This is a genomic window from Pseudomonas sp. JE3303, from assembly GCF_056312565.1.
Window position 1 is genome coordinate 161,295 of sequence record NZ_JBWGIF010000001.1, and the last position, 25,451, is coordinate 186,745.

At 62.9% G+C, this 25,451-nt stretch carries 25 protein-coding genes; 16 read left to right on the plus strand and 9 right to left on the minus strand.

Annotation, left to right across the window (positions count from 1 at the left end; translation table 11 throughout):
- Positions 1 to 5: 5 nt before the first annotated feature.
- The 3 genes from AC0ZZU_RS00800 (at position 6) to AC0ZZU_RS00810 (ending at position 2,012) form a co-directional block, all read left to right on the plus strand.
- The gene (locus AC0ZZU_RS00800; protein WP_476338323.1) at positions 6 to 1,088 is read left to right on the plus strand and encodes a 5-(carboxyamino)imidazole ribonucleotide synthase; all 1,083 of its coding nucleotides are present in this window, start codon (positions 6 to 8) and stop codon (positions 1,086 to 1,088) included.
- A 94-nt stretch (positions 1,089 to 1,182) separates the two neighbouring features.
- Complete coding sequence (locus tag AC0ZZU_RS00805; RefSeq protein WP_476338324.1) at positions 1,183 to 1,428, plus strand: GlsB/YeaQ/YmgE family stress response membrane protein; 246 nt, start codon at positions 1,183 to 1,185, stop codon at positions 1,426 to 1,428.
- Positions 1,429 to 1,478: 50 nt separating this feature from the next.
- Entirely contained in the window at positions 1,479 to 2,012 is a 534-nt protein-coding gene (locus AC0ZZU_RS00810) for a DUF3299 domain-containing protein (protein ID WP_476338326.1), read from the plus strand.
- 30 nt (positions 2,013 to 2,042) lie between these two features.
- Here AC0ZZU_RS00810 and AC0ZZU_RS00815 read toward each other — a convergent pair whose 3' ends face one another.
- Both AC0ZZU_RS00815 and AC0ZZU_RS00820 read right to left on the minus strand, forming a co-directional pair.
- Positions 2,043 to 2,939 (minus strand): D-hexose-6-phosphate mutarotase, encoded by an 897-nt coding sequence (locus tag AC0ZZU_RS00815; protein ID WP_476338327.1) that lies wholly within the window; start codon positions 2,937 to 2,939, stop codon positions 2,043 to 2,045.
- A gap of 71 nt (positions 2,940 to 3,010) precedes the next feature.
- On the minus strand, positions 3,011 to 3,409 hold the full coding sequence (locus AC0ZZU_RS00820; RefSeq protein ID WP_101322846.1) for an acyl-CoA thioesterase: 399 nt from the start codon (positions 3,407 to 3,409) through the stop codon (positions 3,011 to 3,013).
- Between the two features lie 356 nt (positions 3,410 to 3,765).
- Between AC0ZZU_RS00820 and AC0ZZU_RS00825 the strand changes: the two genes are divergently transcribed.
- The 8 genes from AC0ZZU_RS00825 to AC0ZZU_RS00860 all read left to right on the plus strand — a co-directional run bounded on the left by AC0ZZU_RS00825 (position 3,766) and on the right by AC0ZZU_RS00860 (position 13,858).
- Complete coding sequence (locus AC0ZZU_RS00825; RefSeq protein ID WP_476338328.1) at positions 3,766 to 5,055, plus strand: MFS transporter; 1,290 nt, start codon at positions 3,766 to 3,768, stop codon at positions 5,053 to 5,055.
- A gap of 167 nt (positions 5,056 to 5,222) precedes the next feature.
- The gene (locus AC0ZZU_RS00830) at positions 5,223 to 6,221 is read left to right on the plus strand and encodes a phosphate ABC transporter substrate-binding protein PstS (protein WP_158460983.1); all 999 of its coding nucleotides are present in this window, start codon (positions 5,223 to 5,225) and stop codon (positions 6,219 to 6,221) included.
- A gap of 137 nt (positions 6,222 to 6,358) precedes the next feature.
- Entirely contained in the window at positions 6,359 to 8,647 is a 2,289-nt protein-coding gene (locus AC0ZZU_RS00835) for an ABC transporter permease subunit (protein WP_476338330.1), read from the plus strand.
- A 71-nt stretch (positions 8,648 to 8,718) separates the two neighbouring features.
- The gene (pstA, locus tag AC0ZZU_RS00840) at positions 8,719 to 10,335 is read left to right on the plus strand and encodes a phosphate ABC transporter permease PstA (RefSeq protein WP_476339092.1); all 1,617 of its coding nucleotides are present in this window, start codon (positions 8,719 to 8,721) and stop codon (positions 10,333 to 10,335) included.
- A 97-nt stretch (positions 10,336 to 10,432) separates the two neighbouring features.
- On the plus strand, positions 10,433 to 11,266 hold the full coding sequence (gene pstB, locus AC0ZZU_RS00845; protein WP_476338332.1) for a phosphate ABC transporter ATP-binding protein PstB: 834 nt from the start codon (positions 10,433 to 10,435) through the stop codon (positions 11,264 to 11,266).
- Between the two features lie 122 nt (positions 11,267 to 11,388).
- The gene (gene phoU, locus AC0ZZU_RS00850) at positions 11,389 to 12,159 is read left to right on the plus strand and encodes a phosphate signaling complex protein PhoU (protein WP_476338334.1); all 771 of its coding nucleotides are present in this window, start codon (positions 11,389 to 11,391) and stop codon (positions 12,157 to 12,159) included.
- Positions 12,160 to 12,239: 80 nt separating this feature from the next.
- A complete protein-coding gene (locus AC0ZZU_RS00855) occupies positions 12,240 to 13,118 on the plus strand; it encodes a response regulator (RefSeq protein ID WP_476338336.1) in 879 nt (292 codons plus the stop codon).
- A 95-nt stretch (positions 13,119 to 13,213) separates the two neighbouring features.
- Entirely contained in the window at positions 13,214 to 13,858 is a 645-nt protein-coding gene (locus AC0ZZU_RS00860) for a M23 family metallopeptidase (RefSeq protein WP_476338337.1), read from the plus strand.
- Between the two features lie 19 nt (positions 13,859 to 13,877).
- Here the strand turns inward: AC0ZZU_RS00860 and AC0ZZU_RS00865 are convergent, their stop codons facing one another.
- The 3 genes from AC0ZZU_RS00865 to phoB form a co-directional block, all read right to left on the minus strand.
- Complete coding sequence (locus AC0ZZU_RS00865; protein WP_476338338.1) at positions 13,878 to 15,218, minus strand: hemolysin family protein; 1,341 nt, start codon at positions 15,216 to 15,218, stop codon at positions 13,878 to 13,880.
- Between the two features lie 113 nt (positions 15,219 to 15,331).
- Positions 15,332 to 16,606 carry a phosphate regulon sensor histidine kinase PhoR gene (phoR, locus tag AC0ZZU_RS00870; RefSeq protein ID WP_476339093.1) on the minus strand — a complete coding sequence of 425 codons (1,275 nt, stop codon included), beginning with the start codon at positions 16,604 to 16,606 and terminating at the stop codon, positions 15,332 to 15,334.
- 84 nt (positions 16,607 to 16,690) lie between these two features.
- On the minus strand, positions 16,691 to 17,380 hold the full coding sequence (gene phoB / locus AC0ZZU_RS00875; RefSeq protein ID WP_324123096.1) for a phosphate regulon transcriptional regulator PhoB: 690 nt from the start codon (positions 17,378 to 17,380) through the stop codon (positions 16,691 to 16,693).
- 150 nt (positions 17,381 to 17,530) lie between these two features.
- Between phoB and AC0ZZU_RS00880 the strand changes: the two genes are divergently transcribed.
- Positions 17,531 to 17,902, plus strand: coding sequence for a COG4315 family predicted lipoprotein (locus AC0ZZU_RS00880; RefSeq protein WP_476338339.1), 372 nt, complete (start codon positions 17,531 to 17,533; stop codon positions 17,900 to 17,902).
- A 36-nt stretch (positions 17,903 to 17,938) separates the two neighbouring features.
- Here the strand turns inward: AC0ZZU_RS00880 and ubiA are convergent, their stop codons facing one another.
- Positions 17,939 to 18,829: a 4-hydroxybenzoate octaprenyltransferase gene (ubiA, locus tag AC0ZZU_RS00885; protein ID WP_476338340.1), complete on the minus strand. Its 891-nt coding sequence runs from the start codon at positions 18,827 to 18,829 to the stop codon at positions 17,939 to 17,941.
- Positions 18,829 to 19,389 carry a chorismate--pyruvate lyase family protein gene (locus AC0ZZU_RS00890; RefSeq protein WP_476338341.1) on the minus strand — a complete coding sequence of 187 codons (561 nt, stop codon included), beginning with the start codon at positions 19,387 to 19,389 and terminating at the stop codon, positions 18,829 to 18,831. Before AC0ZZU_RS00890 ends, ubiA begins: the two co-directional genes overlap by 1 nt.
- Before the next feature lie 152 nt (positions 19,390 to 19,541).
- Between AC0ZZU_RS00890 and AC0ZZU_RS00895 the strand changes: the two genes are divergently transcribed.
- From AC0ZZU_RS00895 to AC0ZZU_RS00910, 4 genes are all read left to right on the plus strand, one after another.
- Positions 19,542 to 19,709 (plus strand): rubredoxin, encoded by a 168-nt coding sequence (locus AC0ZZU_RS00895; RefSeq protein ID WP_023532601.1) that lies wholly within the window; start codon positions 19,542 to 19,544, stop codon positions 19,707 to 19,709.
- 27 nt (positions 19,710 to 19,736) lie between these two features.
- Positions 19,737 to 20,885 carry an NAD(P)/FAD-dependent oxidoreductase gene (locus tag AC0ZZU_RS00900; protein WP_476338342.1) on the plus strand — a complete coding sequence of 383 codons (1,149 nt, stop codon included), beginning with the start codon at positions 19,737 to 19,739 and terminating at the stop codon, positions 20,883 to 20,885.
- Between the two features lie 188 nt (positions 20,886 to 21,073).
- Entirely contained in the window at positions 21,074 to 21,382 is a 309-nt protein-coding gene (locus AC0ZZU_RS00905; protein ID WP_158460997.1) for an HU family DNA-binding protein, read from the plus strand.
- Between the two features lie 129 nt (positions 21,383 to 21,511).
- Complete coding sequence (locus AC0ZZU_RS00910) at positions 21,512 to 21,886, plus strand: helicase (protein ID WP_476338343.1); 375 nt, start codon at positions 21,512 to 21,514, stop codon at positions 21,884 to 21,886.
- 6 nt (positions 21,887 to 21,892) lie between these two features.
- Here the strand turns inward: AC0ZZU_RS00910 and AC0ZZU_RS00915 are convergent, their stop codons facing one another.
- Together AC0ZZU_RS00915 and recG are read right to left on the minus strand one after the other, a co-directional pair.
- Entirely contained in the window at positions 21,893 to 23,293 is a 1,401-nt protein-coding gene (locus AC0ZZU_RS00915; RefSeq protein WP_476338344.1) for an HDOD domain-containing protein, read from the minus strand.
- Positions 23,294 to 23,369: 76 nt separating this feature from the next.
- The gene (recG, locus tag AC0ZZU_RS00920) at positions 23,370 to 25,448 is read right to left on the minus strand and encodes an ATP-dependent DNA helicase RecG (protein WP_476338345.1); all 2,079 of its coding nucleotides are present in this window, start codon (positions 25,446 to 25,448) and stop codon (positions 23,370 to 23,372) included.
- Between the last annotated feature and the right edge of the window lie 3 nt (positions 25,449 to 25,451).

Below are 25,451 nucleotides of genomic sequence, written 5' to 3' on the forward strand. Positions count from 1 at the left end.
AGAGCATGAAAATCGGTGTAATCGGTGGTGGCCAGTTGGGCCGCATGCTGGCCTTGGCGGGCACCCCGCTGGGCATGAACTTCGCTTTCCTCGACCCCGCGCCGGATGCGTGCGCAGCGCCCCTGGGCGAACACCTGCGCGCTGATTACGGCGACCAGGAGCACCTGCGCCAGCTGGCCGACGAAGTCGACCTGGTGACCTTCGAGTTCGAGAGCGTCCCGGCTGAAACCGTGGCCTTCCTCTCCCAGTTCGTCCCGGTGTATCCAAGCGCCGATGCACTGCGCATCGCTCGCGACCGCTGGTTCGAGAAGAGCATGTTCAAGGACCTGGGCATTCCGACCCCTGAATTCGCCGACATCCAGTCCCAGGGAGATCTCGACGCCGCCGTGGCCAGCATCGGCCTGCCGGCCGTGCTCAAGACCCGCACCTTGGGTTATGACGGCAAGGGCCAGAAGGTTCTGCGCACCGCCGAGGACGTCGTCGATACCTTTGCCGAGCTTGGTAGCGTGCCATGCCTGCTTGAAGGCTTCGTGCCCTTCACCGGCGAGGTCTCCCTGATCTCGGTGCGTGCCCGTGATGGTGAAACCCGCTTCTATCCGTTGGTGCACAACACCCATGAGAGCGGCATCCTGCGCCTTTCGGTGGCCAGCCAGTCACATCCGCTGCAGGCCTTGGCCGAAGACTACGCCGGCCGCGTGCTCAAGCAGCTGGACTATGTCGGCGTCATGGCGTTCGAGTTCTTCGAAGTCGACGGCGGCCTCAAGGCCAACGAAATCGCCCCGCGAGTCCACAACTCGGGTCACTGGACCATCGAAGGCGCCGAGTGCAGCCAGTTCGAGAACCACCTGCGCGCCGTTGCCGGCCTGCCGCTGGGCTCGACCGCGAAGGTGGGCGAAAGCGCCATGCTCAACTTCATCGGTGAAGTGCCAGCGGTGGACAAGGTCGTAGCTATCGACGAGTGCCATCTGCACCACTACGGCAAGGCCTTCAAGGTCGGCCGCAAGGTTGGCCACGCCACCCTGCGCTGTGCGGACATGGCCAGCCTCGAGCAGAAGATCGCCGAAGTCGAACGTCTGATCGCAGACTGATTGAACCTCTGGCGCCGACCAACCCTCTGAATGGCAGTATGGCCAAGCGCTTACCACGCTTTGGCATGTTCCACTTCCATTCAGAGGGATAGCCATGGGAATCATCGGAACCATCTTCATCGGCCTCATCGTCGGCCTGCTCGCGCGCTTCCTCAAGCCCGGGGACGACAGCATGGGCTGGATCATGACCATCCTGCTGGGTATCGCCGGTTCGCTGGTGGCGACCTACGGTGGACAGGCGCTAGGGATCTACCGCGCCGGTGAAGGCGCAGGTTTCCTCGGAGCCCTGATCGGCGCCATCGTGCTTCTGGTGATCTACGGTCTCATCAAGAAACGCTGATAGCACGCTAGAATGCTCGGCAACCTTTCCGTGTTGCCGAGCATTTTTTTATGCGTGCGTTTTTTATCATTCCCCTGCTGTTAGCCAGCAGCCTGGCCTGTGCCGAGCTTCCTGAAACCGACTGGCTCGAGCTGATGCCCATGTCGGACCAGCGTGCGCTGGAGCAGATGCCCGAGATCGACCACGATTCCCCGGAGGCCATGGGCACCTTTACTGACAAAGGCGGGCTCAAGCAGAGCAAGGGCCTGCCGGCGGTGATGTATTCGACCAAGACCGTGGCTGCCATGAACGGCAAGCAGATCCGCCTGGGCGGCTATCCGGTGCCGCTGGAGAGTGATGCCAAGGGCAACAGCACGCTGTTCTTTCTGGTGCCGTACCCGGGCGCCTGCATCCACGTCCCGCCACCGCCGCCCAATCAGCTGGTGCTGGTGCGCTATCCCCGGGGTTTGAAGATCGACGACATCTATACCCCGCTGTGGGTCAGCGGAACGCTGAAGGTGGAAAAGGTCAGCAATGACCTCGCCGATGCGGCGTACGCGCTGGATGCGGGGAAGGTGAGGGTGGTGGAAGAGGCAGACCTGTAGCGGCGGCGTCCCCGCCGCCGCTACAGGGGGTCAGAGCGGCTCGCTGCCGATCGTCACGCTCAGCGCATGTGTTGCACCAGGCTTGAGCGTCACTACGTCATCCCACACGTTCGCCGTCTCGATGCACAACATCCGCTGCCAGCCATCGTCCGCCATGTCCGGCAGCTCCCGGGCGCGGTCGGTCCAGGGGTTCCAGATCACCGCCGAGCGCGAGCCGGTACTGTTCAAGGTGATCCGCCGGTTCCAGTGCGGGTCGACAATCGCCAGGCCAGCTGGCGCTTGCAGGTAGATCCGGTCGGTTTCCCCGGCAAAATCCAAGTCCCCTTGCTGCTCACGCTGCTCCCAGTCTGCCAGGGTCTCGATGTAGCCAAGCCCGTCCACACCCTCGACTCGCGCATGGCGCACGTCGCTGACCGCGAAGTAGCTGTGCAGCGCCTGACTGATGGTGACGAGGTCATTGCCCAGGTTGTAGCTGGTGAGCGTGAGGGTGAGCCGCTCGCCCAGCTCGATCACCAGCTTCAGCTCGACGTTGTATGGCCAGCCAGGCAGGTCGCCCTGGGCCTGGGGAAGACTGAACTCGATGCGCACCGCATCGCCGTCGCCATCGATACCCTGCAACTGCCAGTCGCGGCCGCGAACCAGCCCGTGGGCCGGGGCCTGCTCGCCACGGAACATGGCCTGCACGGCTGGAGGGTTGCGCTGCAGGTTGCCAAACCAGGGCCAGCACACCGGTACCCCGGCACGCACGGATTTGCCCTGCTTGAAGATAGCCTCGTCGCTCAACCACAGCAGCGGTGGCTCCCCCAGTCGCTGATAACTCAGCACCTGGGCGCCCTGCTGAGCGATCAGCAGTTCGGCATGGTCGCTGGTAATGCGCCAGCAGTTCAGTTCGCCGTGTTTTTCCGTTTCGACCTTGGGGGTAGCCATGCGCGTGTCTCGTTGGTTTGACGTAGGGCCTTGGACCTTGTGCCTGGCAACGAGTTTACCGCGCCCACCGCTCAGCGACGAGGGACAGAACGGGTGCGGCCACTGCCGTCGATGGCGACGAAGACGAACACCGCCTCGGTGACCTTGCGCCATTCGCTCGACAGCGGGTCGTCGCTCCACACCTCGACCATCATCTGGATCGAGCTGCGGCCGATCTCCACGGTCTGGGTGTAGAAGGACAGCTGCGCACCGACCGCAACGGGTACCAGGAACGCCATGCGATCGATTGCCACGGTGGCAACCCGGCCGCCCGCGACTCGGCTCGCCATGGCCGTACCGGCCAGGTCCATCTGGGCGACCAGCCAGCCGCCAAAAATGTCGCCGAAACCATTGGTTTCACGAGGCAATGCGGTGATCTGCAAGGCCAGGTCGCCTTGGGGAATCGGATCTTCTTGTTCGAGTTCAATCATGCCGAGGGGCCTCTGACCCGTGACGCTTTTTGAGTTGGCGTTAGGATCACGCCGTGAAAAACGATTCAGCCGCACCATACTACGCTGTTTTCCCTTTGCCGCAGGCCCAAGGAAAACATTGCGAGCCTGCCTGAGCATACCGACCGGCGCTTTCGCACTACATCCCACCCGGGACGCAACATTTTCCTGCAAAGCGCCAGTATATAGTCCCGTGTCGGCAGCGACGACCGTGCCAGGACGAATAACTGTCCGGTTTTGTATCGCTATGAGCCTTGGCGGGCAATTTGTTATCTTCACCTGCCCACAAGCCAGAAGCCGCGCCCCAAGCGGCCCGCATGACCTAAAAGAGATCACCGATGACCTCCGTGCCCAGCAGTACCGAACAGCCATCGCGGCCATTGACCCGCAGTGACTACAAGACGTTGTCGTTGTCCGCCCTCGGCGGGGCGCTGGAATTCTACGACTTCATCATCTTCGTCTTCTTCGCGACCGTGGTCGGCAAACTGTTTTTCCCGGCGGACATGCCTGAATGGCTACGCCTGATGCAGACCTTTGGCATCTTCGCCGCCGGATACCTGGCGCGACCGCTCGGCGGCATCGTCATGGCGCACTTCGGCGACCTGCTCGGTCGCAAGAAGATGTTCACCTTGAGCATCTTCATGATGGCCGTGCCGACGCTGATCATGGGCCTGCTGCCTACCTACGCGCAGATCGGCCTCTGGGCACCGTTGCTGCTGCTGGTGATGCGGGTCATCCAGGGCGCGGCGATCGGTGGTGAAGTGCCGGGGGCCTGGGTGTTCGTGTCCGAGCACGTGCCGGCGCGCAATACCGGCTATGCCTGCGGCACACTCACGGCGGGGCTCACCTCGGGCATCCTGCTTGGCTCGCTGGTGGCCACGTTGATCAACTCGGTCTACAGCGCCGAAGAGGTCGCCGACTACGCCTGGCGTATCCCGTTCCTGCTGGGCGGCGTGTTCGGGCTGTTCGCGGTCTACCTGCGGCGCTGGCTGCACGAAACCCCGGTGTTCGCCGAGATGCAGGCACGCAAGGCCCTGGCCGATGAAGTGCCGCTGCGCGCGGTGTTGCGTGATCATCGTGGCGCCATCGTGCTGTCGATGCTGCTGACCTGGCTGCTGTCGGCGGGCATCGTGGTTATCATCCTGATGACCCCTGCGCTGCTGCAGAGCCTGTACAAGGTAAGCCCCACAGATTCACTGCTGGCCAACAGCCTGGCCATCGTGCTGCTGAGCATCGGCTGTATCCTCGCCGGCTCCCTCGCCGACCGCTTTGGGGCAGGCAGGATCTTCGTGGTCGGCAGCCTGGCGCTGCTGGCTTCGTCATGGACCTTCTACCACACCCTGGGGAGCCATCCCGAACTGCTGTTCCCGATGTATGCGCTGACCGGCCTGTGCGTCGGCATCGTGGGCGCCGTGCCCTACGTGATGGTCAAGGCCTTCCCACCGGTGGTCCGGTTCAGTGGCCTGTCGTTTTCCTACAACCTGGCGTACGCCATCTTTGGTGGCCTGACGCCGATGGTGGTGACAGCCCTGCTCAAGTTCAGTCCGATGGCGCCCGCTTATTATGTGGCGGGTATCTGCACCATTGGTCTGTTCGTAGGACTGTTCCTGCTCGCCAAAAAACGCTGACACCCCCTCTGCCATCGCCCTCGCAACATCCTGTAAAGGCCACCTCACTTTAGTGGTGATGGCCTTTCATCCAATTGTCACATTCGAGTCATAGAGTCTTCATACGGCCTGCAGATACTTGGGCCCGTTCTATCTTCACACCCAATTATCTGTGCTAGGAGCAAGGCATGAAACTGAAGCGTTTGATGGCGGCCCTGACCTTTGCCGCCGCTGGCGTTGCTACCGCCAATGCGGTCGCCGCTGTCGACCCAGCCATCCCGACCTACACCAAGACCACCGGTGTATCGGGCAACCTCTCCAGTGTCGGTTCCGACACCCTGGCCAACCTGATGACCCTGTGGGCCGAGGCCTACAAGAAGGAATACCCGAACGTAAACATCCAGATCCAGGCTGCCGGCTCTTCCACCGCGCCACCCGCGCTGACCGAAGGCACCGCCAACCTGGGCCCGATGAGCCGCAAGATGAAGGACGTCGAGCTGCAGGCGTTCGAGCAGAAGTATGGCTACAAGCCTACCGCCATCCCGGTTGCCGTCGACGCCCTGGCTGTGTTCGTGCACAAGGACAACCCGATCAAGGGCCTGACCATGGCCCAGGTCGACGCGATCTTCTCCGTTACCCGCCTGTGCGGCGCCAAGGCTGACGTCAAGACCTGGGGTGACCTGGGCGTGACCGGCGACCTGGCCAACAAGCCAGTGCAGCTGTTCGGCCGCAACTCGGTGTCGGGCACCTACGGCTACTTCAAGGAAGAAGCCCTGTGCAAAGGCGACTTCAAGCCTAACGTCAACGAGCAGCCTGGCTCGGCTTCGGTCGTGCAGTCGATCAGCAGCTCGCTGAACGGCATCGGCTACTCGGGCATCGGCTACAAGACCGCCAGCGTCAAGACCGTGCCTCTGGCCAAGAAGGAAGGCGCCGAGTTCGTTGAAGACAACGAATCCAACGCCCTGAACGGCACCTACCCGCTGTCGCGTTTCCTCTACGTCTACATCAACAAGGCACCGAACAAGCCTCTGGCCCCGCTGGAAGCCGAGTTCGTGAAACTGGTCCTGTCCCAGGCAGGCCAGCAAGTCGTGGTGAAAGATGGCTACATCCCACTGCCAGCCAAGGTTGCCGCCAAGGCACTGGCTGACCTGGGCCTGGAGCAATCGGCGAACATCGCCAAGCACTAAGCGTCATCGGGCGATGGCTGGCCGAAACCAGTCATCGCCTACAAATTGCAGTCCGTGGCCAGGTCCCCTGAGCGGCGGGCTTTCTTGCGTCACTGCATTGTCATGTTTTTGTAATACGGGACCGCTAGGGTGTGCGCATGAATGATCTGGCCAACTCCACCATGACCCAAAATTCTCCTCCCGCGCGGATTGATTTCAATACGCCGGAACTTCAACGCAAGCGCCGCATACGCGCGTTCAAGGATCGCTTCACCCGCTGGTACGTGCTGGTGGGCGGGCTTGCCGTGCTGGCAGCCATTACCCTGATCTTCTTCTACCTGGCCTACGTGGTGCTGCCGCTGTTCCAGGGCGCCGAGTTGACCAGCAAGAAGGCCCTGGAGCCAACCTGGCTGCAGCAGGATGCCGGCAAGCCGCTGCTGATTGCGCTTGAAGAGCAGAATCTTGTGGGGATGCGTGTGTCCGACAAGGGACAGGCATTGTTCTTCGATACCAAGACTGCTGCCGAGATCAAGCGAGTCGACCTGCCGCTGCCAACTGGTACCCAGGTCAGCTCGATCGGCACCGACCAGCCGGGCAGCTCGCTGGTGGTCCTGGGCCTGAGCAACGGCCAGGCGCTGGTGTTCAATCACACCTACAAGATCACCTACCCCGACAACAAGAAGACCATCACCGCCGACATCGGCTACCCCTACGGCCAGGAGCCCTTCAACCTGGACGAGCAGGGCCGCGCGCTTGAGCACGTGAGCCTGAACGTCAACGGCGAGACCCTGGTGGTCGCCGGCTCCACCGGCTCGCACCTGCAGGTCATGTCGCTGGCGCGCGAAGAAAACATGATGACCGGCGAAGTCAGCACCGAGCAGAAGCGTATCGACCTCCCGCAGATGACCGAGACCGTGAAGTCGATCTTCATCGATCCCCGCCAGCAGTGGTTGTACGTGGTCAACGGCCGCGCCCAGGCAGACGTGTTCAGCCTGCGCGACAACAGTCTCAATGGCCGCTACAAGTTGCTGGACGACGGCCAGGCACAGATCACCGCCAGCGGTCAGTTGGTGGGCGGCATCTCGCTGATCTTCGGTGACTCCAAGGGTGGCCTGCAGCAGTGGTTCATGGCCCGCGACCCCGATGGCGAGCAGCGCTTCAAGCATATCCGCTCGTTCCAGATGGGCAACGCGCCGATCGCCCAGATCGATGCCGAGGAGCGTCGCAAGGGTTTCATTGCCCTGGACAACGACGGCAAGCTCGGCGTGTTCCACAGCACCGCCCACCGTACCCTGCTGGTCGAGCAGGCCACCGAAGGCGCTGGCGTACTGGCGTTTTCGCCGCGTGCCAACCGCATCCTCATCGAGGAAGGTGGCAAACTGCAGCCGCTGAGCCTGCGCAACCCACACCCTGAGGTGTCCTGGAGCGCGCTGTGGAGCAAGGTCTGGTACGAGAACTACGACGAACCCAAGTACGTCTGGCAGTCGACCGCCTCCAACACCGACTTCGAACCCAAGCTGAGCCTGTCGCCATTGACCTTCGGCACGCTCAAGGCCGCGTTCTACGCGATGATTCTCGCAGCGCCGCTGGCCATCGCCGCCGCCATCTACACCGCCTACTTCATGGCCCCCGGCATGCGCCGCAAGGTCAAGCCGGTGATCGAGCTGATGGAAGCCATGCCAACGGTCATCCTCGGATTCTTCGCCGGTCTGTTCCTGGCACCCTATCTTGAAGGCCACCTGCCGGGCGTATTCAGCCTGTTCATGCTGATGCCGATCGGCATCCTCGTGGCTGGCTTTGCCTGGAGCCGCCTGCCAGAGTCGCTGCGCCTGCGGGTACCGGACGGCTGGGAAGCGGCGATCCTGATCCCGGTGATCCTGTTCACCGGCTGGTTAGCGCTGACCATGAGCCCGTTCCTCGAGACCTGGTTCTTCGGCGGTGACATGCGCCTCTGGATCACCAACGACCTGGGCATCACCTACGACCAGCGCAACGCATTGGTGGTGGGTATCGCCATGGGCTTCGCGGTCATCCCGAATATCTACTCCATCGCCGAAGACGCCGTGTTCAGCGTGCCGCGCAGCCTGACCCTGGGCTCCCTGGCATTGGGTGCCACGCCTTGGCAGACCCTGACCCGCGTGGTCATCCTGACCGCCAGCCCGGGCATCTTCTCTGCACTGATGATCGGCATGGGCCGCGCAGTCGGCGAAACCATGATCGTGCTGATGGCCACCGGCAACACCCCGGTCATGGAGATGAACCTGTTCGAAGGCATGCGCACCCTGGCCGCCAACGTAGCAGTGGAAATGCCTGAGTCGGAAGTCGGCGGCAGCCACTACCGCGTGCTGTTCCTCGCAGCGCTTGTGCTGCTGATGTTCACCTTCGTGATGAACACCTTGGCCGAGCTGATTCGCCAGCGTCTGCGCAAGAAATACTCGTCGCTTTGATAGAAAGGTAGAGATCCGTGAAAAAGGATTCCCTCAAGGGCTGGTTCAAGAGCGGCGCCCCCGGTGTCTGGATGAGCGGTGGCGCAGTCGCCATCGCCGTCATCATGACCGTGGGTCTGCTTGCTGTGATCGCCGTCCGCGGCCTGGGCCACTTCTGGCCCGCCGACCTGATCCAGGCCACCTACAAGGTGCCTGGCCAGGCTGACCATGTCGTCGTCGGCGAAGTGGTGCAGAAGGAGCAAGTACCGCTGGCGCGCCTGAAGGGTGCCGGCTTGCCGGTGCCTGATGACGGCCCGGAGTTCATGACCCGCGAGCTGGTCAAGGTCGGTAACCGCGACCTCAATGGCAGCGACTTCAGTTGGGTGGTCGGTGACTGGCTGGTCGATCAGAAGACCCCGGTCGACCTGATTGCCCTGGAGCGCCGCGAGTGGGGCAACTTCTATGGCTACCTGGTCAGCGTCAAGCAGAATGGCCAGGTGGTCGCCGAAGGGCAGGCCGCCTGGACCGAACTGCAGACGCGCCTGGCGCGCACCAGCAAGCTTGCGGGCGAACTGCAGAACCTCGAAAAGAAAGACATCGGAGCCATCAACCACGGCCTTGAACGCCTGCGCCTGAAGACCCGCAAGCTTGAGCTGGACGGCAAGCTGGATGCTATCGCGCAGGCTGATATCGAAGCCGAGCGCGCCGCGCTCAACAGCCGCTACAAGGCCATCGAAGAGCGCCTGGGTGACCTGCACAGTGACTTCAGCCGCGACAGCCTGGTGGCGCGTGATGGCAACGGCCGCGAGATCGAGATCAACCTCGATAAAGTGGTCCATGCCTACCAGCCGAATGCCATGGGCAACTTCACCAAGCTTGGCACCTATTTCGCCAAGATCTGGGAGTTCCTGAGCGACGATCCACGTGAAGCCAACACCGAGGGCGGTATTTTCCCCGCTATCTTCGGCACGGTCATGATGACCCTGATCATGGCTGTCATCGTCACCCCGTTCGGCGTGCTGGCCGCGATATACCTGCGTGAATATGCCCGCCAGGGCCCGGTTACCCGCCTGATCCGCATCGCGGTCAACAACCTGGCCGGTGTCCCTGCGATCGTATACGGCGTGTTTGGCCTGGGCTTCTTCGTCTATGTGCTGGGCGGCTCGCTCGACCGGTTGTTCTTCCCTGAAGCCCTGCCGGCACCGACCCTCGGTACTCCAGGTCTGCTGTGGGCCTCGCTGACCCTGGCGCTGCTGGCGGTACCGGTGGTGATCGTCGCCACCGAAGAAGGCCTGGCACGGATCCCGCGGACCGTACGCGAAGGCTCCCTGGCCCTCGGCGCGACCAAGGCGGAGACCCTCTGGAAAATCGTGCTGCCGATGGCAAGCCCGGCAATGATGACCGGCATGATCCTGGCCGTGGCCCGCGCGGCGGGCGAAGTCGCTCCGCTGATGCTGGTGGGCGTGGTCAAGCTGGCACCTTCGCTGCCGCTGGACGGCAACTACCCGTACCTGCACCTTGACCAGAAGATCATGCACCTGGGCTTCCACATCTACGACGTCGGCTTCCAGAGCCCGAACGTCGAGGCCGCGCGGCCGCTGGTATACGCCACTGCGCTGTTGCTGGTGATGGTCATCGCCACGCTCAACCTCTCGGCGGTCTGGATCCGTAACCACCTGCGCGAGAAGTACAAGGCGCTGGACAGCTGATCCACAAGCTATAAGCCACAAGCGGCACCCTGCACGCCGCTTTGCCCCAACTTGCAGCTTGCAGCTCGAAGCTTGCAGCTACGAACGGAGTAAGACCATGCAACACGACACTCATACCCACGGCATCGACATGTCTGCCCTGGGCCGCGACAAGCAGAGCCTGCGCCTGGCCGAAGAAACCGTCGCCATCGAAGTGCCTGGCCTGAGCCTGTACTACGGCGACAAGCAGGCGCTGTTCGACGTCAGCATGAACATCCCCAAGCAGCGCGTGACCGCCTTCATCGGCCCGTCCGGCTGCGGCAAGTCGACCTTGCTGCGGACCTTCAACCGCATGAACGACCTGGTCGATGGCTGCCGCGTCGATGGTGCGATCAACCTGTATGGCCACAACATCTACCGCAAGGGCGAAGACGTGGCCGAGCTGCGTCGCCGGGTGGGCATGGTGTTCCAGAAGCCCAACCCGTTCCCCAAGACCATCTACGAAAACGTGGTCTACGGCCTGCGCATCCAGGGCATCAACAAGAAGCGCGTGCTCGATGAAGCCGTGGAGTGGGCACTCAAGGGTGCGGCGCTCTGGGACGAGGTCAAGGACCGTCTGCATGAGTCGGCGCTCGGTCTGTCCGGTGGCCAGCAGCAGCGTCTGGTGATCGCCCGTACCATCGCGGTGGAGCCCGAAGTGCTGCTGCTCGACGAACCCTGCTCGGCACTCGACCCGATCTCGACCCTGAAGGTCGAAGAACTGATCTACGAGTTGAAATCCAAGTACACCATCGTCATCGTGACCCACAACATGCAGCAGGCGGCGCGGGTCTCGGACTACACCGCGTTCATGTACATGGGCAAACTGATCGAATTCGGCGACACCGATACGCTGTTCACCAACCCGGCCAAGAAGCAGACCGAAGACTACATCACCGGTCGCTATGGCTAGGGGCAGCAGCAAGCGTCAAGCTGCGAGCTGCAAGAACGGCGGCGAGCACGAATTCCAGGCACGACACGGACAAACTTGAAGCTTGAAGCTTGCACCTTGAAGCTTCTTCGCGGAGCGAAAGCATGATCAACAAAGACAGCCTTACCCATCACATCTCCCAGCAGTTCAACGCCGAGCTCGAGGAGGTGCGCAGCCACCTCCTGGCGATGGGTGGCTTGGTCGAGAAGCAGGTCAACGACGCGGTCACCGCGCTGATCGAGGCCGACTCGGGCCTGGCGCAGCAGGTGCGTGATGTCGATGAACAGATCAACCAGATGGAACGCAACATCGACGAGGAATGCGTGCGCATTCTTGCCCGTCGCCAGCCAGCGGCCTCCGACCTGCGTCTGATCATCAGCATTTCCAAGTCGGTGATCGACCTGGAGCGCATTGGCGACGAGTCGACCAAGATCGCCCGCCGCGCCATCCAGCTCTGCGAAGAGGGCGAGTCGCCCCGTGGCTATGTCGAAGTGCGGCATATCGGCGACCAGGTACGCAACATGGTCCGCGACGCGCTGGACGCGTTTGCCCGTTTCGATGCCGACCTGGCCCTGTCGGTGGCTCAGTACGACAAGACCATCGACCGCGAGTACAAGACTGCCCTGCGCGAGCTCGTGACCTACATGATGGAAGACCCGCGCTCGATCTCGCGTGTGCTCAGCGTGATCTGGGCACTGCGCTCCCTGGAACGTATCGGCGACCACGCGCGAAACATCTCGGAACTGGTGATCTACCTGGTGCGCGGTACAGACGTACGTCACCTGGGCCTCAAGCGAATGAAGGCCGAAGTTGAAGGCACCCGCGAAACAGATGCCGAAATCGCTAATGTTCCTGCGTCTCCGGACGATAAATAGAGCTGCCCCCCGAGCATCGACGCCCGGCCTTTGGCCGGGCTTTTCGTTTGCGCTGCAGTCGGGATTCAAGAGGAGTGGCGATGAGTAAAGTCAATGTGCTGGTTGTGGATGATGCGCCCTTCATCCGTGACCTGGTGAAGAAGTGCCTGCGCAATGCCTTCCCGGGCATGGCGCTCGAGGACGCCGTCAACGGCCGCAAGGCCCAGGCCTTGCTGTCCCGCGAAAGCTTCGACCTGGTGTTGTGCGACTGGGAAATGCCAGAAATGTCCGGCCTGGAGCTGTTGACCTGGTGCCGCGAACAGCCCTCGATGAAAGCGCTGCAGTTCATCATGGTGACCAGCCGTGGCGACAAGGAGAACGTGGTGCAGGCAATCCAGGCCGGTGTCTCGGACTTCGTCGGCAAGCCGTTCACCAACGAGCAGTTGCTGACCAAGGTCAAGAAAGCCCTTGCCCGTGCTGGCAAGCTCGACAGCCTTGTCGCCCACGGCCCGGCGCGGATCAACTCGGCGTTTGCCAACGATTCGCTCAATGCACTGACCGGCGGGCGGGCGGAGACCGTCAAGGCAAGTCCGACTGTTGCGGCCCCGCGCGCTGCAGTCAGGCCTGCAGCTGCAGCGCCAGCCGGCCGGGGACAGGGGCAGCTGCGCTTGTCCAGCGGCACACAGCCTTGCGTGATCAAGGCCCTGAGCCTCAAGGAAGCGCTGTTGGTGGTGCGTCGCGGCGAAGTACTGCCCCAAGTGCTCGAAGGTGCCGTGCTGGATCTTGAGCAGGGCGAGCAAGCGGAAATCGCCCGGCTCAACGGTTACCTGCATGCGGTCGCGGCGCTCGAACCCAAGCCTGATAGCGATTGGTTGCAGCTGACCTTCAAGTTTGTCGATCAGGATGCGCAGAAGCTCGATTACCTGTCGCGCCTGATTGCCCGCGGAACCGCGCAGAAGCATTTCGTACCAGGCGCGTAATCCAGAGTACGCAAGCGCCGCCGATCACTTGCTGTCCTGCCGGGAAAATCGCCTGCTAGGCTTCGAAAGATCGAATCCGCCAGGCAGCTACGACCATGCCAGCACCTGCGCTGCTGTTCTGTCTGTTGCTCATGGCCTCGGCGCCAAGCCTGGCCGTGACTATCTACAAGACCACAGACGCGCAGGGCGTGGTGACCTATTCCGACAAGCCCGCCCCTGGCGCCAAGGCATTCTCCTTTCGCCCGGCGATCCCGGGCGGGTCGGCCAAACGGCCACATGGGTTCCGTTATCGCTACCCATGGCGCGGCGGGCCGTTTCGGCTGTCCCAGGGCCCCCTGGGTGGCTACAGCCATTTCACCCGCGAGGGACGCTACGCAATGGACATCGCCATGCCCGAAGGCACGCCGATCATCGCAGCGCGTGGCGGCGTGGTGATCAAGACGGAGAACCTTCAGGTCGGGCGCGGCACGCACCCTTCAGGCAACTTCGTGAGGATCCTGCACCCCGACGGCACCATGGGCGTGTACCTGCACCTGATGCAGGGCTCGGTGGCGGTAGGCGAGGGCCAGCGGGTAGCGCAAGGGGAGTTGCTGGCGAGGTCGGGCAATACTGGCCGCAGCAGCGGGCCGCACCTGCATTTCGTAGTGCAACGCGCTGTCGGCCTGGCGATGGAGTCGATCCCCTACCAGTTCGAGCGGCCCCTGGCCCCATTGCCGGACTTTACTGCCGGCAATCCATGACACCTGCAGGAGCGACCGGTCAGTCGAGCTTGAGCACCTTGGCCAGCACGATCTTCGGTCCTTTCATCTTCTTGATGATGATCCGCAAGCCTTCGACCTCCAGCACTTCCTCTTCCTCGGGTACGCGCTTGAGCGTTTCGTACACCAGGCCTGCAAGGGTTTCTGCCTCGATATGGTCCAGGTCCAGGCCCAGCAGACGCTCGACCTTGAACAGCGGCGTGTCGCCACGCACCAGCAGCTTGCCCGGCTGGTACGCCAGGATGCCCCGCTCGGCCTTGCGGTGTTCGTCCTGGATGTCGCCCACCAGCACTTCGAGCACGTCTTCCATGGTCAGGTAGCCGATGACCTTGCCGTCGGCTTCCTCGACCAGAACAAAGTGCGCGCCGCCCTTGCGGAACTGCTCAAGCAACTGCGACAGCGGCATGTGCCGGGACACGCGCTCAAGCGGGCGGATGAGCTCGCCCAGGTCCAGGGTCTGTGGAACATGGTCGGGTTCGGCCAGTTCCAGCAGCAGGTCCTTGATGTGCAAGAGACCTGTGTATTCGCCACGTACGTTGTCGAACACCGGGTAACGGCTGAACTTGTGCCGACGGAACATCGCGAGGATCTCCTTGAGCGGCGCATGAGCGTCCAGGCTGATCATGTCCTCGCGGGAGTTGGCCCAGTCGACCACCTCGAGCTCACCCATCTCGACGGCCGAGGCGAGCACGCGCATGCCTTGGTCGCTCGGGTCCTGGCCACGGCTCGAATGCAGGATCAGCTTGAGCTCATCCCGGCTGTAGTGGTGCTCGTGGTGTGGCCCTGGCTCGCCTTGACCGGCAACACGCAGGATGGCGTTGGCGCTGGCGTTGAGCAGGTAGATGGCCGGGTACATTGCCCAGTAGAACAGGTACAGCGGCACGGCCGTCCACAGTGACAGCAGCTCGGGCTTGCGGATCGCCCACGACTTGGGCGCCAGCTCACCGACCACGATGTGCAGGTAGGAGATCACGAAGAACGCGGTAAAGAACGAGACGCCCTTGATCACTTCCGGTGAATCCACCCCCAACGCTGCGAGCAGTGGCTCGAGCAGGTGGGCGAAGGCCGGCTCGCCGACCCAGCCCAGGCCCAGGGAGGCGAGGGTGATACCCAGCTGGCAGGCCGAGAGGTAGGCGTCGAGCTGGTTGTGCACCTTGCGCAGGATGCTGCCGCGCCAGCCATGCAGCTCGGCGATCGAGTCCACCCGGGTCGAGCGGAGCTTGACCATGGCAAACTCGGCCGCAACGAAGAATCCGTTGAGCAGCACGAGGAGAAGTGCAAAAAGAATCATGCCGAAATCGGCAAAAAGCGAGGAGAAGCTGATACCAGGGGAAGGGTCCATGATGGAGTTTTACGGGGTCCGTCTTCAGGAAAAGGGAAAAAAGCGGTGCCAGCATCCGCTGGCACAAGAGCGCCAATGTAGCGGCTGGCGCCGCAATTGCAAAGGGCTGTGGATCAGGCGGTCTTGTCGCCAACTATCTGCACGGGGGCGAAGTGGCAGGTAAAGGTGCTGCCATGGCCGGGCACGCTGCTGATCTCCAGGCGCCCGCGGTGGCGCAGCAGCACATGCTTGACGATGGCCAGGCCCAGGCCCGTGCCGCCGGTATTGGAAGCGCGGCTCGAATCGACCCGGTAGAAGCGTTCGGTAAGGCGCGACAGGTGCTTGGCATCGATGCCCATGCCTGAATCCTGCACGCTCAGGTGGGCGCCCTGGCCGTCGGTCCACCAGCGGATACGAATCTGCCCTTCGTCCTGGGTGTACTTCACGGCATTGAAGACCAGGTTCGAGAAGGCGCTGCGCAGCTCCGCCTCGCTTCCCTTCAGGCGGATGCCGGGTTCGGCGTCCAGAGTAATGCGCTGATTGCGCTGCCCGGAGAGGGCCTGAGCATCGCTTTTTACCGACTGCAGCAGCGCGTCGATGACCACGGGCTGGTTGTCGGAGGGGTAGTCGGTGGCTTCGAGCTTGGCCAGCAGCAGCAAGTCGTTGAGCAACGTCTGCATGCGGTCGCCTTGCTGGTGCATCTGTTGCAACGCACGGACCCAGCGCGGATTGACCGCTTCGACGTTGTCCAGCAGGGTTTCCAGGTAGCCGGTGATCACCGTCAGCGGTGTACGCAGCTCATGGGACACGTTGGCGACGAAATCCTTGCGCATCTGCTCGAGCTGGTGGATGCGGGTCACGTCACGCACCAGCATCAGGTGCTCGTTGTTGCCGTAGCGGGTTATATGCAGCTGCACCCGTAGGCGGTCGTTGATTGGCGATGGGATTTCCAGGGGCTCGACATAGTTTTCCTGCTCGAAATACTCCTTGAAGCGCGGGTGGCGCACCAGGTTGGTCACGGGCTGGCCACCATCCTGAGGAGTCTTCAGGCCCAGCAGGGTTTCCGCGGCGCGGTTCCACCATTCAAGGTTGCCGTCGCTGTCGAGCATGATCACCGCATCGCGCAGGGCCGCGGTGGACTCCTGTACGCGGTCGATCACAGCCTGCAGGCGCCCACGCACACGTTGGTCGCGGCGCTGCAGGTGGTAGATGCTGTCGAATACCTCGCCCCAGAGACCGTAGCCGTCGGGCGGAGGCTGGTCGGGCTTGTGATGGCGCAGCCATTCGTGCAGGCGCAGCAGTTGCTTGAGGGTCCAGCCCAGGTAGAGCGCCAGGCCTGCGGTGAGGCTCCAGCCATAATGGCCAGTGACCAGCCCGCCCAGCAAGCAGACAGTGATCAGCAGCAGCATGTGACGAATCAGGGTCGCGTGCCAGTTCTGGTTCAATTTACGGTCCTTGTACAGCGGCTTGCAGCGTATCGCTCGCAGCTATGATCAGCTCTTGGTCGAAAAACGGTAGCCCGTGCCCCGGACGGTTTGTACCAGATTCTCGTAGGCCTCACCCAATGCCTTGCGCAAGCGACGGATATGCACGTCCACCGTGCGCTCCTCGACATACACGTTGCCGCCCCAGACCTGGTCGAGCAGCTGCCCACGGGTGTAGGCCCGTTCCTGGTGGGTCATGAAAAACTGCAGCAGACGGTACTCGGTGGGCCCCATCTCGGCCGGCTTGCCATCGATGGTCACGCGGTGGCTGATCGGATCGAGCAGCAGGCCGCCCACCTCGATCGGCGCTTCGGTGTCGCTAGGACCCGCGCGGCGCAGCACGGCCTTGAGACGGGCCACCAGCTCGCGGGGCGAGAACGGCTTGGTGATGTAGTCGTCGGCGCCGACTTCCAGGCCCTGGATCTTGTTGTCTTCCTCACCCTTGGCAGTGAGCATGATGATCGGGATATCACCGGTCAGCTCGTCGCGCTTCAAGCGTCGGGCCAGCTCGATGCCCGAGGTGCCCGGGAGCATCCAGTCGAGCAGGATCAGGTCAGGCTTGCGGTCGACGATGATGGCGTGGGCCTGTTGCGAGTTCTCGGCTTCCAGGCAGTCATAGCCGGCCATTTCCAATGCAACGGCGATCATTTCGCGAATGGGCGCTTCATCGTCAACGATCAGAATGTTCCTGCCTACCATGCTCGATACCTCTCCTGGAATCTGGGTCTTTGGCCCGCATTAGATAACGGAATTATTGCAGTCGTGTGACAGGTCAGGTGACGTTGTAGCAACTATCGGTTACTGAGCTAGGCTTGAAAATCCCACCTCCCGAGAAAAACGGTGAATCCAATGGCTCGAAATTCGCTGAACTGGTTGGCTCTTTTCGCGGTGCTGGCATTACCGGGGGTGGCCTCGGCCCACCACGCCGAGGAAAAGAACGGCATGTGGGTCGATCATGCCGGCATGGCCTTGTATACATTCGACAAGGACGCCGAAAACAAGTCGGCGTGCAACGGTGAATGCGCCAAGAACTGGCCACCGCTGCTGGTCAAGCCGGGTGACGAGGCCGCCAAGGGCAAGTGGACCCAGGTACGGCGCGACGACGGTGTGATGCAGTGGGCCTATGGTGGCAAGCCGCTGTATACCTTCATCAAGGACAAGAAGGCGGGCGATACCACGGGCGACGGCATGAAGGATGTGTGGCACCTGGCCAAGCCGTGAGGTGAGGTGTCTGGGGGTGCGGTGCGCCCCCAGCATTCAACTCAATGCGTAGTCGAGCACTACTCCTGCAAAAATCAGCAATCCTGCCCAATGGTTGTGCAGGAACGCCTTGAAGCACGAATCCCGGTCCAGCCCGCGCGTCGACCAGAACTCCCATGCAAAGCATGCGGCCGCAGCAAGCAACCCCAGATGGAACCACCCACCCAACTCGAACTGGCTGCCCGCGAGCAGCAGGCACCCCAGCGAGAGCATCTGCAAGCTCAGAATGATGGCTCGGTCGGCCTCGCCAAACAGGATCGCCGTGGATTTCACGCCGATCTTGAGGTCGTCGTCGCGGTCGACCATCGCGTAGTAGGTGTCGTAACCCACTGTCCACAGCAGGTTGGCGATGTACAGCAGCCAGGCGCTGGCCGGCAGTTCGCCGCCCGCCGCCGTGAAAGCCATGGGGATTCCCCACGAATACGCGGCGCCAAGCACCACTTGCGGGTAATAGGTGTAGCGTTTCATGAAGGGGTAGCAAGCGGCCAGCGCCACGGCGCCGAAAGACAGCAACACCGTACGGCTATTGGTGCACAGCACCAGCAGGAAGCTCATCCCCAGCAGGATCGCGAACAGCACCAGCGCCTCGCGCGGCTTGATCCGGCCGCTCGCCAGGGGCCGGTCGGCGGTGCGCTTGACGTGGCCGTCGACCTTGCGGTCGGCGAAGTCATTGATGGCGCAACCTGCGGCGCGCATCAGCACCACGCCGAGGCCGAAGATCAGCACGTTGGCCAGGGTTGGTGCCCCGCCACCGGCGATCCACACGGCCGAAAGGGTAGGCCACAGCAGCAGGTAGATGCCGATCGGGCGGTCCATCCGGCTCAGCTGGATGAAGTCCCAGGCGCGGGGATGCAGGCGGCTGAGCGACTTGAGCAGTTGCACGTACATCAGCGGATCTCCGGCAAGGACGCCGTCTGCCACAAGGCAGGCAGGAACACTTCTGCCACCAGCAGGCTCAAGCCTTCGCGTTCGAAGCGCGAGCGGCGCCCCCAAAGCCCTTCGCGGCGCGCATCCGCGGGTAGCCAGGGCTGTGGATAACTGCACACCTCGATAGGATGGCGGGTGAACGCCTGATCGCAGAACAGCAGCTCGCCCAGCGACCGGCTGCCCAAGGCCTCGAGGTCCAGGCCGCCACGCAACAGCGCGCTGCGGGCCGCCACGCTGCGGGCGAAGATCCACGGCTGGCCATCGCCACGCAGGTACACTTCGCGTACCCAGCCTTCCTCGCCTGGTAGCAGGCCGAGCGTCAGGCACTCGTCATCACGCAGCGGCTGCCAGCCCTCGCAGAGCGGGGTAACCGAGAAACGATCATTGGACAGGCGCGTCAGGCGGCGGGTCAGGGAGCCCTCGTCGAACAGCCAGTCGAGGGTCGGCTGGTCGACGTCGGCAGCCAGCTCTGAATACGGCAGCCACGCGACAGCGGCTGCTTGCGGGGTTTCGTACGGCACGTTAGGTATGCTGTTACAGGCCAGAGAGGCGGCGAGCTTAGCATGTTGCCTCGACTGCTTGCATACTGGGGGCAGGGTCAGTACAAAGCCCAGGTGATGGCCCCCCGGTAGAGCGGCCACGCCCAAGCCTGAGTCGTTCGAGGAAATATGTGATGAAGAAGTGGCAGTGCATTGTCTGTGGCCTGATCTATGACGAAGCCGATGGCTGGCCGGACGACGGTATCGCGCCCGGTACTCGCTGGGAGGATGTACCCGAGGACTGGCTGTGCCCGGACTGCGGTGTCGGCAAGAGCGATTTCGAAATGATCGCCATCGGCTGATTCCCAAACGTACAGAGGAAGCGCGACATGACGTCCCCCGTGGTAATCATTGGTACCGGCCTTGCGGGCTACAACCTGGCCCGGGAGTTTCGCAAGCTCGATGGCGAGACACCGCTGCTGTTGATTACGGCCGACGACGGTCGCTCCTACTCCAAGCCCATGCTCTCCACCGGCTTTTCCAAGCACAAGGACGCCGACGGCTTGTGCATGGCCGAGCCAGGTGCGATGGCCGAGCAGCTCAAGGCCGAAATCCGCACCCATACCCGCATCAGCGGCATCGATCCTGGCCACAAGCGCTTGTGGATTGGTGAGGAAGCAGTGCCGTACCGCGATCTGGTGCTCGCCTGGGGCGCGCAGACCGTGCAGGTGCCGCTGGAGGGCAATGCTGCCGATGCGGTGTTCCCGATCAACGACCTAGAGGACTACGCACGCTTTCGCACTGCCGCCGCCGGCAAGCAGCGCGTGCTGATCCTGGGCGCCGGCCTGATCGGCTGCGAGTTCGCCAACGACATGTGCCTGGGCGGTTATCAGGTCGAGATGGTCGCACCCTGTGAGCAGGTCATGCCGACCTTGCTCCACCCTGCGGCCGCAGGGGCCGTGCAGCGCGCACTGGAAGATCTGGGGGTGCGCCTGCATCTCGGGCCGGTGGTGACACGCCTCCAGCGCGAGCCTGAGGGCCTGGAAGCCCACCTGTCCGATGGCAGCGTGATCAACTGCGACCTGGTGGTCTCTGCCGTCGGCCTGCGGCCGCGTACCGAGCTGGCGGCTGCCGCCGGGCTGCTGGTCAATCGCGGCGTGGTCGTCGACCGGCAGCTGCGTACCTCGCACGCCAACATCTATGCCCTCGGCGACTGCGCCGAGGTCGACGGCCTGAACCTGCTGTATGTCATGCCGCTGATGGGCTGCGCGCGGGCCCTGGCGCAGACCCTCGTCGGCAAGCCGAGCAGCGTGGCCTATGGGCCCATGCCGATAACCGTCAAGACCCCGGCGTGCCCATTGGTGGTGTCGCCGCCTCTGCAAGGACATGACGGCACCTGGCACATCGAAGGCGAAGGTGCGGACCTCAAGGTCCTGTGCCACGACGCCAATGGCCAGTTGCTGGGCTACGCGCTGACGGGCACGGCGGTCATGGAAAAGCTGGCGCTGAACCGGCAGCTGCCACCCTTGATGGCCTGATCCACAGGCGTTCTGTCGGATTTCCTCTGTTCTGGCAGCGACATTGGCCGGCCAGAGACTGGCGCGGCCCTTGGCGGCATGCCATTCTCACTCCGGTCTGCCGCAGTTTAGAGCCTGCGGTGCCTGAGCGCTGCTCCGCTGGGCAGCACGGCAATAACAACAAAAATTCCGTCCAAGAGGCTTCACTCATGCGTAAACCAGAACTCGCCGCAGCCATCGCTGAAAAAGCCGATCTCACCAAGGAAAAGGCCAATGCCGTACTCAACGCCATCCTGGATGAAATCACCGGCGCGCTCGGCAACAAGGACAGCGTAACTCTGGTCGGCTTCGGCACATTCGTCGGCCGTCACCGTGGTGCCCGTACCGGCAAGAACCCGCAAACCGGCGAACCGGTACAGATCCGCGCCTCGAACACCGTTGCGTTCAAACCCGGCAAGTTCCTGAAGGACAGCGTCGGCACCGCGAAACCCGCAGGCAAGAAAAAAACCGCCAAGTAATCGCTCGCGTTTGCGTAACGGAAAAAACGAACGGGCACCTGGAGTGCCCGTTGTATTTTTCGGCGTGAGCTCTCGTTCGATAAAAGGATAAACTGCCCGCTTTAGTCACTTTTGTATCGAGGCGCGTGCATGAAGTTTCGCTTTCTCCTCTGGGCCATGGGCCTGCTAATGGCCAGGGCCAGCCGCAACAACCCGGCATTCCAGCAGCAGCTGAAGGACAAGGACCTCGTGTTCCAGATGCAGACGCTCGACGGCAAGGTCGCCCGGCATTTTTTCGTGCGTGACCTGCGTGTCACCAGCAAGAGCGGCCTGCATCCGCAGCCAGCCTTTGCCATCGCCTTCAAGGATGCCGCGTACGGCTTCGCCACCCTGCAGGCCAGCAACAAGCAGCTGGCCTTCATGCAGGGCATTCAGGAAAAGCATATCCAGATCAAGGGCAACTCCGCACTGGTGATCTGGTTCCAGGGCCTGATGAAGTATCTCAAGCCAAGAAAGAAAGCCTGACAGCCGTCAGTGCGTATTGAACTGGGAAGCCAGTTCACGCAGCAACGTCTCGGCCTCGAGCACCTTGGTGACGACGCTCTCGGCCTTTTCGCGAGTCAGGTTCAGGCGCTCGAACAGCTCGTCGGGGATTGGCATGTCCGGCCCCGAGCCAATACCGCGTGAGCGAAGCAGGCTTACTGCCAGGCAGACCAGGTTCGGGAACACAGCATGTTCGCCGTCATAGGACGGATCGTGCTGGAAGCGCAGCGCAGTGGTGAGCTCCTGGGGCATGTCCCAGAGTCCCATGAGCCAGGCGCCGATCTGCTCGCGGCTGATACCCAGCAAGTGCTGCTCAACGTAGCTGTGGCCCAGATGCGGGTTGACCTCCAGGTGACGGCAGATCAACGAAAAATGCGGCGGAAATACGTGCGCGAGCAGCAGGTAGCCAAAATTGTGCAGCAGGCCGGCAAGGTAGGTGAGCCCTGCTTCGGGGCGTTCGGCACGGGGAATGGCGCGGGTCAGCCCCTCGATGACTGCGGCGGTGTAGATCGACTGGTGCCAGTAGGGAGTGGCCTGCTGCGGATGGTCCTTGGGCAACGCGAGGGTCTTGCCCAGCGCCAGGCCCAGGGCCAGGTTGATTACCAGATCGAAACCCAGCACGCGCACGATCGCGTCTTCGACCGAGCGTATCTTGCCCGGTGAGGCGTAGTAAGGCGATGCGGCCCAGCTGACCACCTGGGCCGCCAGCGCCGGATCGGTTTCGACCACGCTGGTGATGTCATCGATGCTGGCGTTGGGGTCGACACGCAGCTTGATGATTTTTTGCGCAGTGTCGGCCAGCGGCGGGATCTCGATGGTCTGCTCCAGGCGCTGCTGGATGCGCCGGGCGGTAAACGCGCGGACGGCCTGGGTGATTTCCGCGCGGTCGTCGTGCGGGCGGTCGAGGTTGGGACGAATGTCCATGACCTTCTCCCCAAAGATGCCGGCGCTGGCCTTGCTGAGCATCCTGCGGAAGGCATCACGCTCGATCTCGAGCAGCAGATCTGCCTGGCCCGACTGGATCAGCAGCTTGTCGGCCTTGAGCAAGGATTCCTCGTACAGGCAGGGCGAACTGGTGAGCCCCGGAATAGCTGGCAGGTTCTTGAGCCCGTGCTTGTCGAGCATCTGTTTCAGGCGTGCCAGCGGCACTGCCACCAGCGTGCGGCCGGTCAGTTCGGCCAGGCGCTTGAGGTCCAGTAACTGGCTTTGCGGAAAGAGCACCATCAATGCCCCCACCTCGTCGTCAAGCAACACCGCCTGCACCTTCGCGGCGGCGGGCAGTTGCGCATGCGCGGGTATTTCGCGATAGGCGACCCCGAGCTTTTCGAGCAACAGCCGAATGACTGACGGAGCGTGTGGGGTTGCGGCGTCCAGGGCAACTTCAGTCATGGTCTGTATCCATATTTCTCAACGTTCGCAAGTAGTATCAGCTCCGCCGGGGAACTGGTCCGTTCAGGGGCAGGCATCACACCTGGCCGTATTGCTGGCCATGGCGAAGCCAGCGGTCAAGCAGCGGGCTGACATGCTCGGGCCAGCGGGCGAGCAGGGCCTGGGCGGCATCGCGCACTGCGGGGAGCAAGTCGGCGTCGCGCATCAGGTCAGCGACCTTGAACTGTAGCAGGCCTGTCTGGCGTGTTCCGAGCATTTCACCGGGACCACGCAATTGAAGGTCTTTCTCGGCAATGACGAAACCGTCGTTGGTCTCGCGCATGATCCCTAGCCGCTCGCGGCCGATCTGCGACAGAGGCGGATGGTAGAGCAGCACACAGTGGCTGACCGCGCTGCCCCGGCCGACACGTCCGCGCAACTGGTGCAGTTGGGCCAGGCCCAGGCGCTCGGGGTTCTCGATGATCATCAGGCTGGAGTTGGGAACGTCCACGCCGACCTCGATCACCGTGGTGGCTACCAGCAACTGCAGCTCGCCGGCCTTGAATTCGGCCATGATGGCGGCTTTCTCGGCCGGCTTCATACGCCCATGGATAAGGCCCACCCGCAGCTCGCCAAGGGCGCTGCCCAGCTCCTCGAAGGTGCTCTCGGCCGCTTGGCAGGTCAGCTCTTCGGATTCTTCGATCAGCGTGCACACCCAGTATGCCTGTCGGCCCTCGGCACAGGCAGCGCGAACTCGCTCGACCACTTCGAAGCGGCGGCTGTCGGCGACCAGCACGGTATTTACCGGGGTCCGTCCAGGCGGCAGCTCGTCGAGGACGGAAGTGTCCAGGTCGGCATAGGCGCTCATCGCCAGGGTCCGGGGGATGGGCGTGGCAGTCATGATCAGCTGGTGGGGGCAGAGACGGCCGTCCACGCCCTTCTGGCGCAGGGCCAGGCGTTGCTGGACGCCAAAACGGTGCTGCTCGTCGATTATCGCCAAGGCCAGACGCTTGAATCTGACTTCTTCCTGGAACAGCGCGTGCGTGCCTACCACCATGGGCACGCCGCTGGCGATCTGCTCCAGAGCACTCGCGCGTGCCTTGCCCTTGAGCTTGCCGGCCAGCCACGCGACTTGAAGACCCAGCGGCTCGAGCCAGCGCTTGAAGGTGATGTAATGCTGTTCGGCGAGAATCTCGGTCGGCGCCATCAGCGCCACCTGGTAGCCGGCTTCCAGTGCCTGCAGGGCCGCCAGGGCGGCCACCACCGTCTTGCCAGCGCCAACGTCCCCCTGCACCAGCCGCATCATCGGCTCTGGCTGGCTGAGGTCGTAGGCGATCTCGTTACCGACCCGTTGCTGGGCACCGGTCGGGCTGAAGCCGAGATTGGCCAGGTACTGCGCGGGCAGGCGGCTGGCCTTGGGCAGCACGGGCGCATGCAGGCTGCGCAGGCTCTCGCGCAGGCGTTGCTGCGACAGCTGGTGGGTCAGCAGCTCTTCGAAAGCCAGGCGGTACTGCGCCCAGTGCTGGCCTTCGGCGAGTTCGTCGACATCGGCGTCGGCAGGCGGGTTGTGCAAGTAGCGAATGGCGTCATCCAGCGGCGCCAACTGGTAATCATTGGCCATCTCCGCCGGCAACCAGTCGGGCAGGCTGCGAGGGCCGAGCATCGCGAGGCTTTGCTGACACAACAGACGCAGCCGTTGCTGGGTCAGTCCTTCGGTGGTCGGGTAGATCGGGGTCAGTGTCTGCTCGACCGGCGGCGCCGGCTCCTCGCCATTGAGGGCTCGGTATTCGGGGTGATAGATCTCCAGCCCCGACGCTCCTGGACGGGCTTCGCCGTAGCAGCGCACGTGGGTACCGCGCTTGAGGCCATCCTTTTGCGCAGTGCTGAAATGGTAGAAGCGCAGGCTGAGCACGCCAGTCCCGTCACCCAGCCGTACCACCAGGCTACGGCGCTTGCCCATCACCACGTCAGCGCCACTCACCACGCCTTCGATCACTGCGTCCTGCCCAGGGCGCAGCGCGCCAATGGGAACCACGCGGGTGCGGTCCTGGTAACGCAGGGGCAAATGGAAGAGCAGGTCCTGGAGATTCTCCAGGCCTACCTTGGCGAGCTTTTCGGCCATGGCCCCGCCAACACCCTTGAGCTCGGTGACGGCCACCTTCGACAACTCGGTCATGGG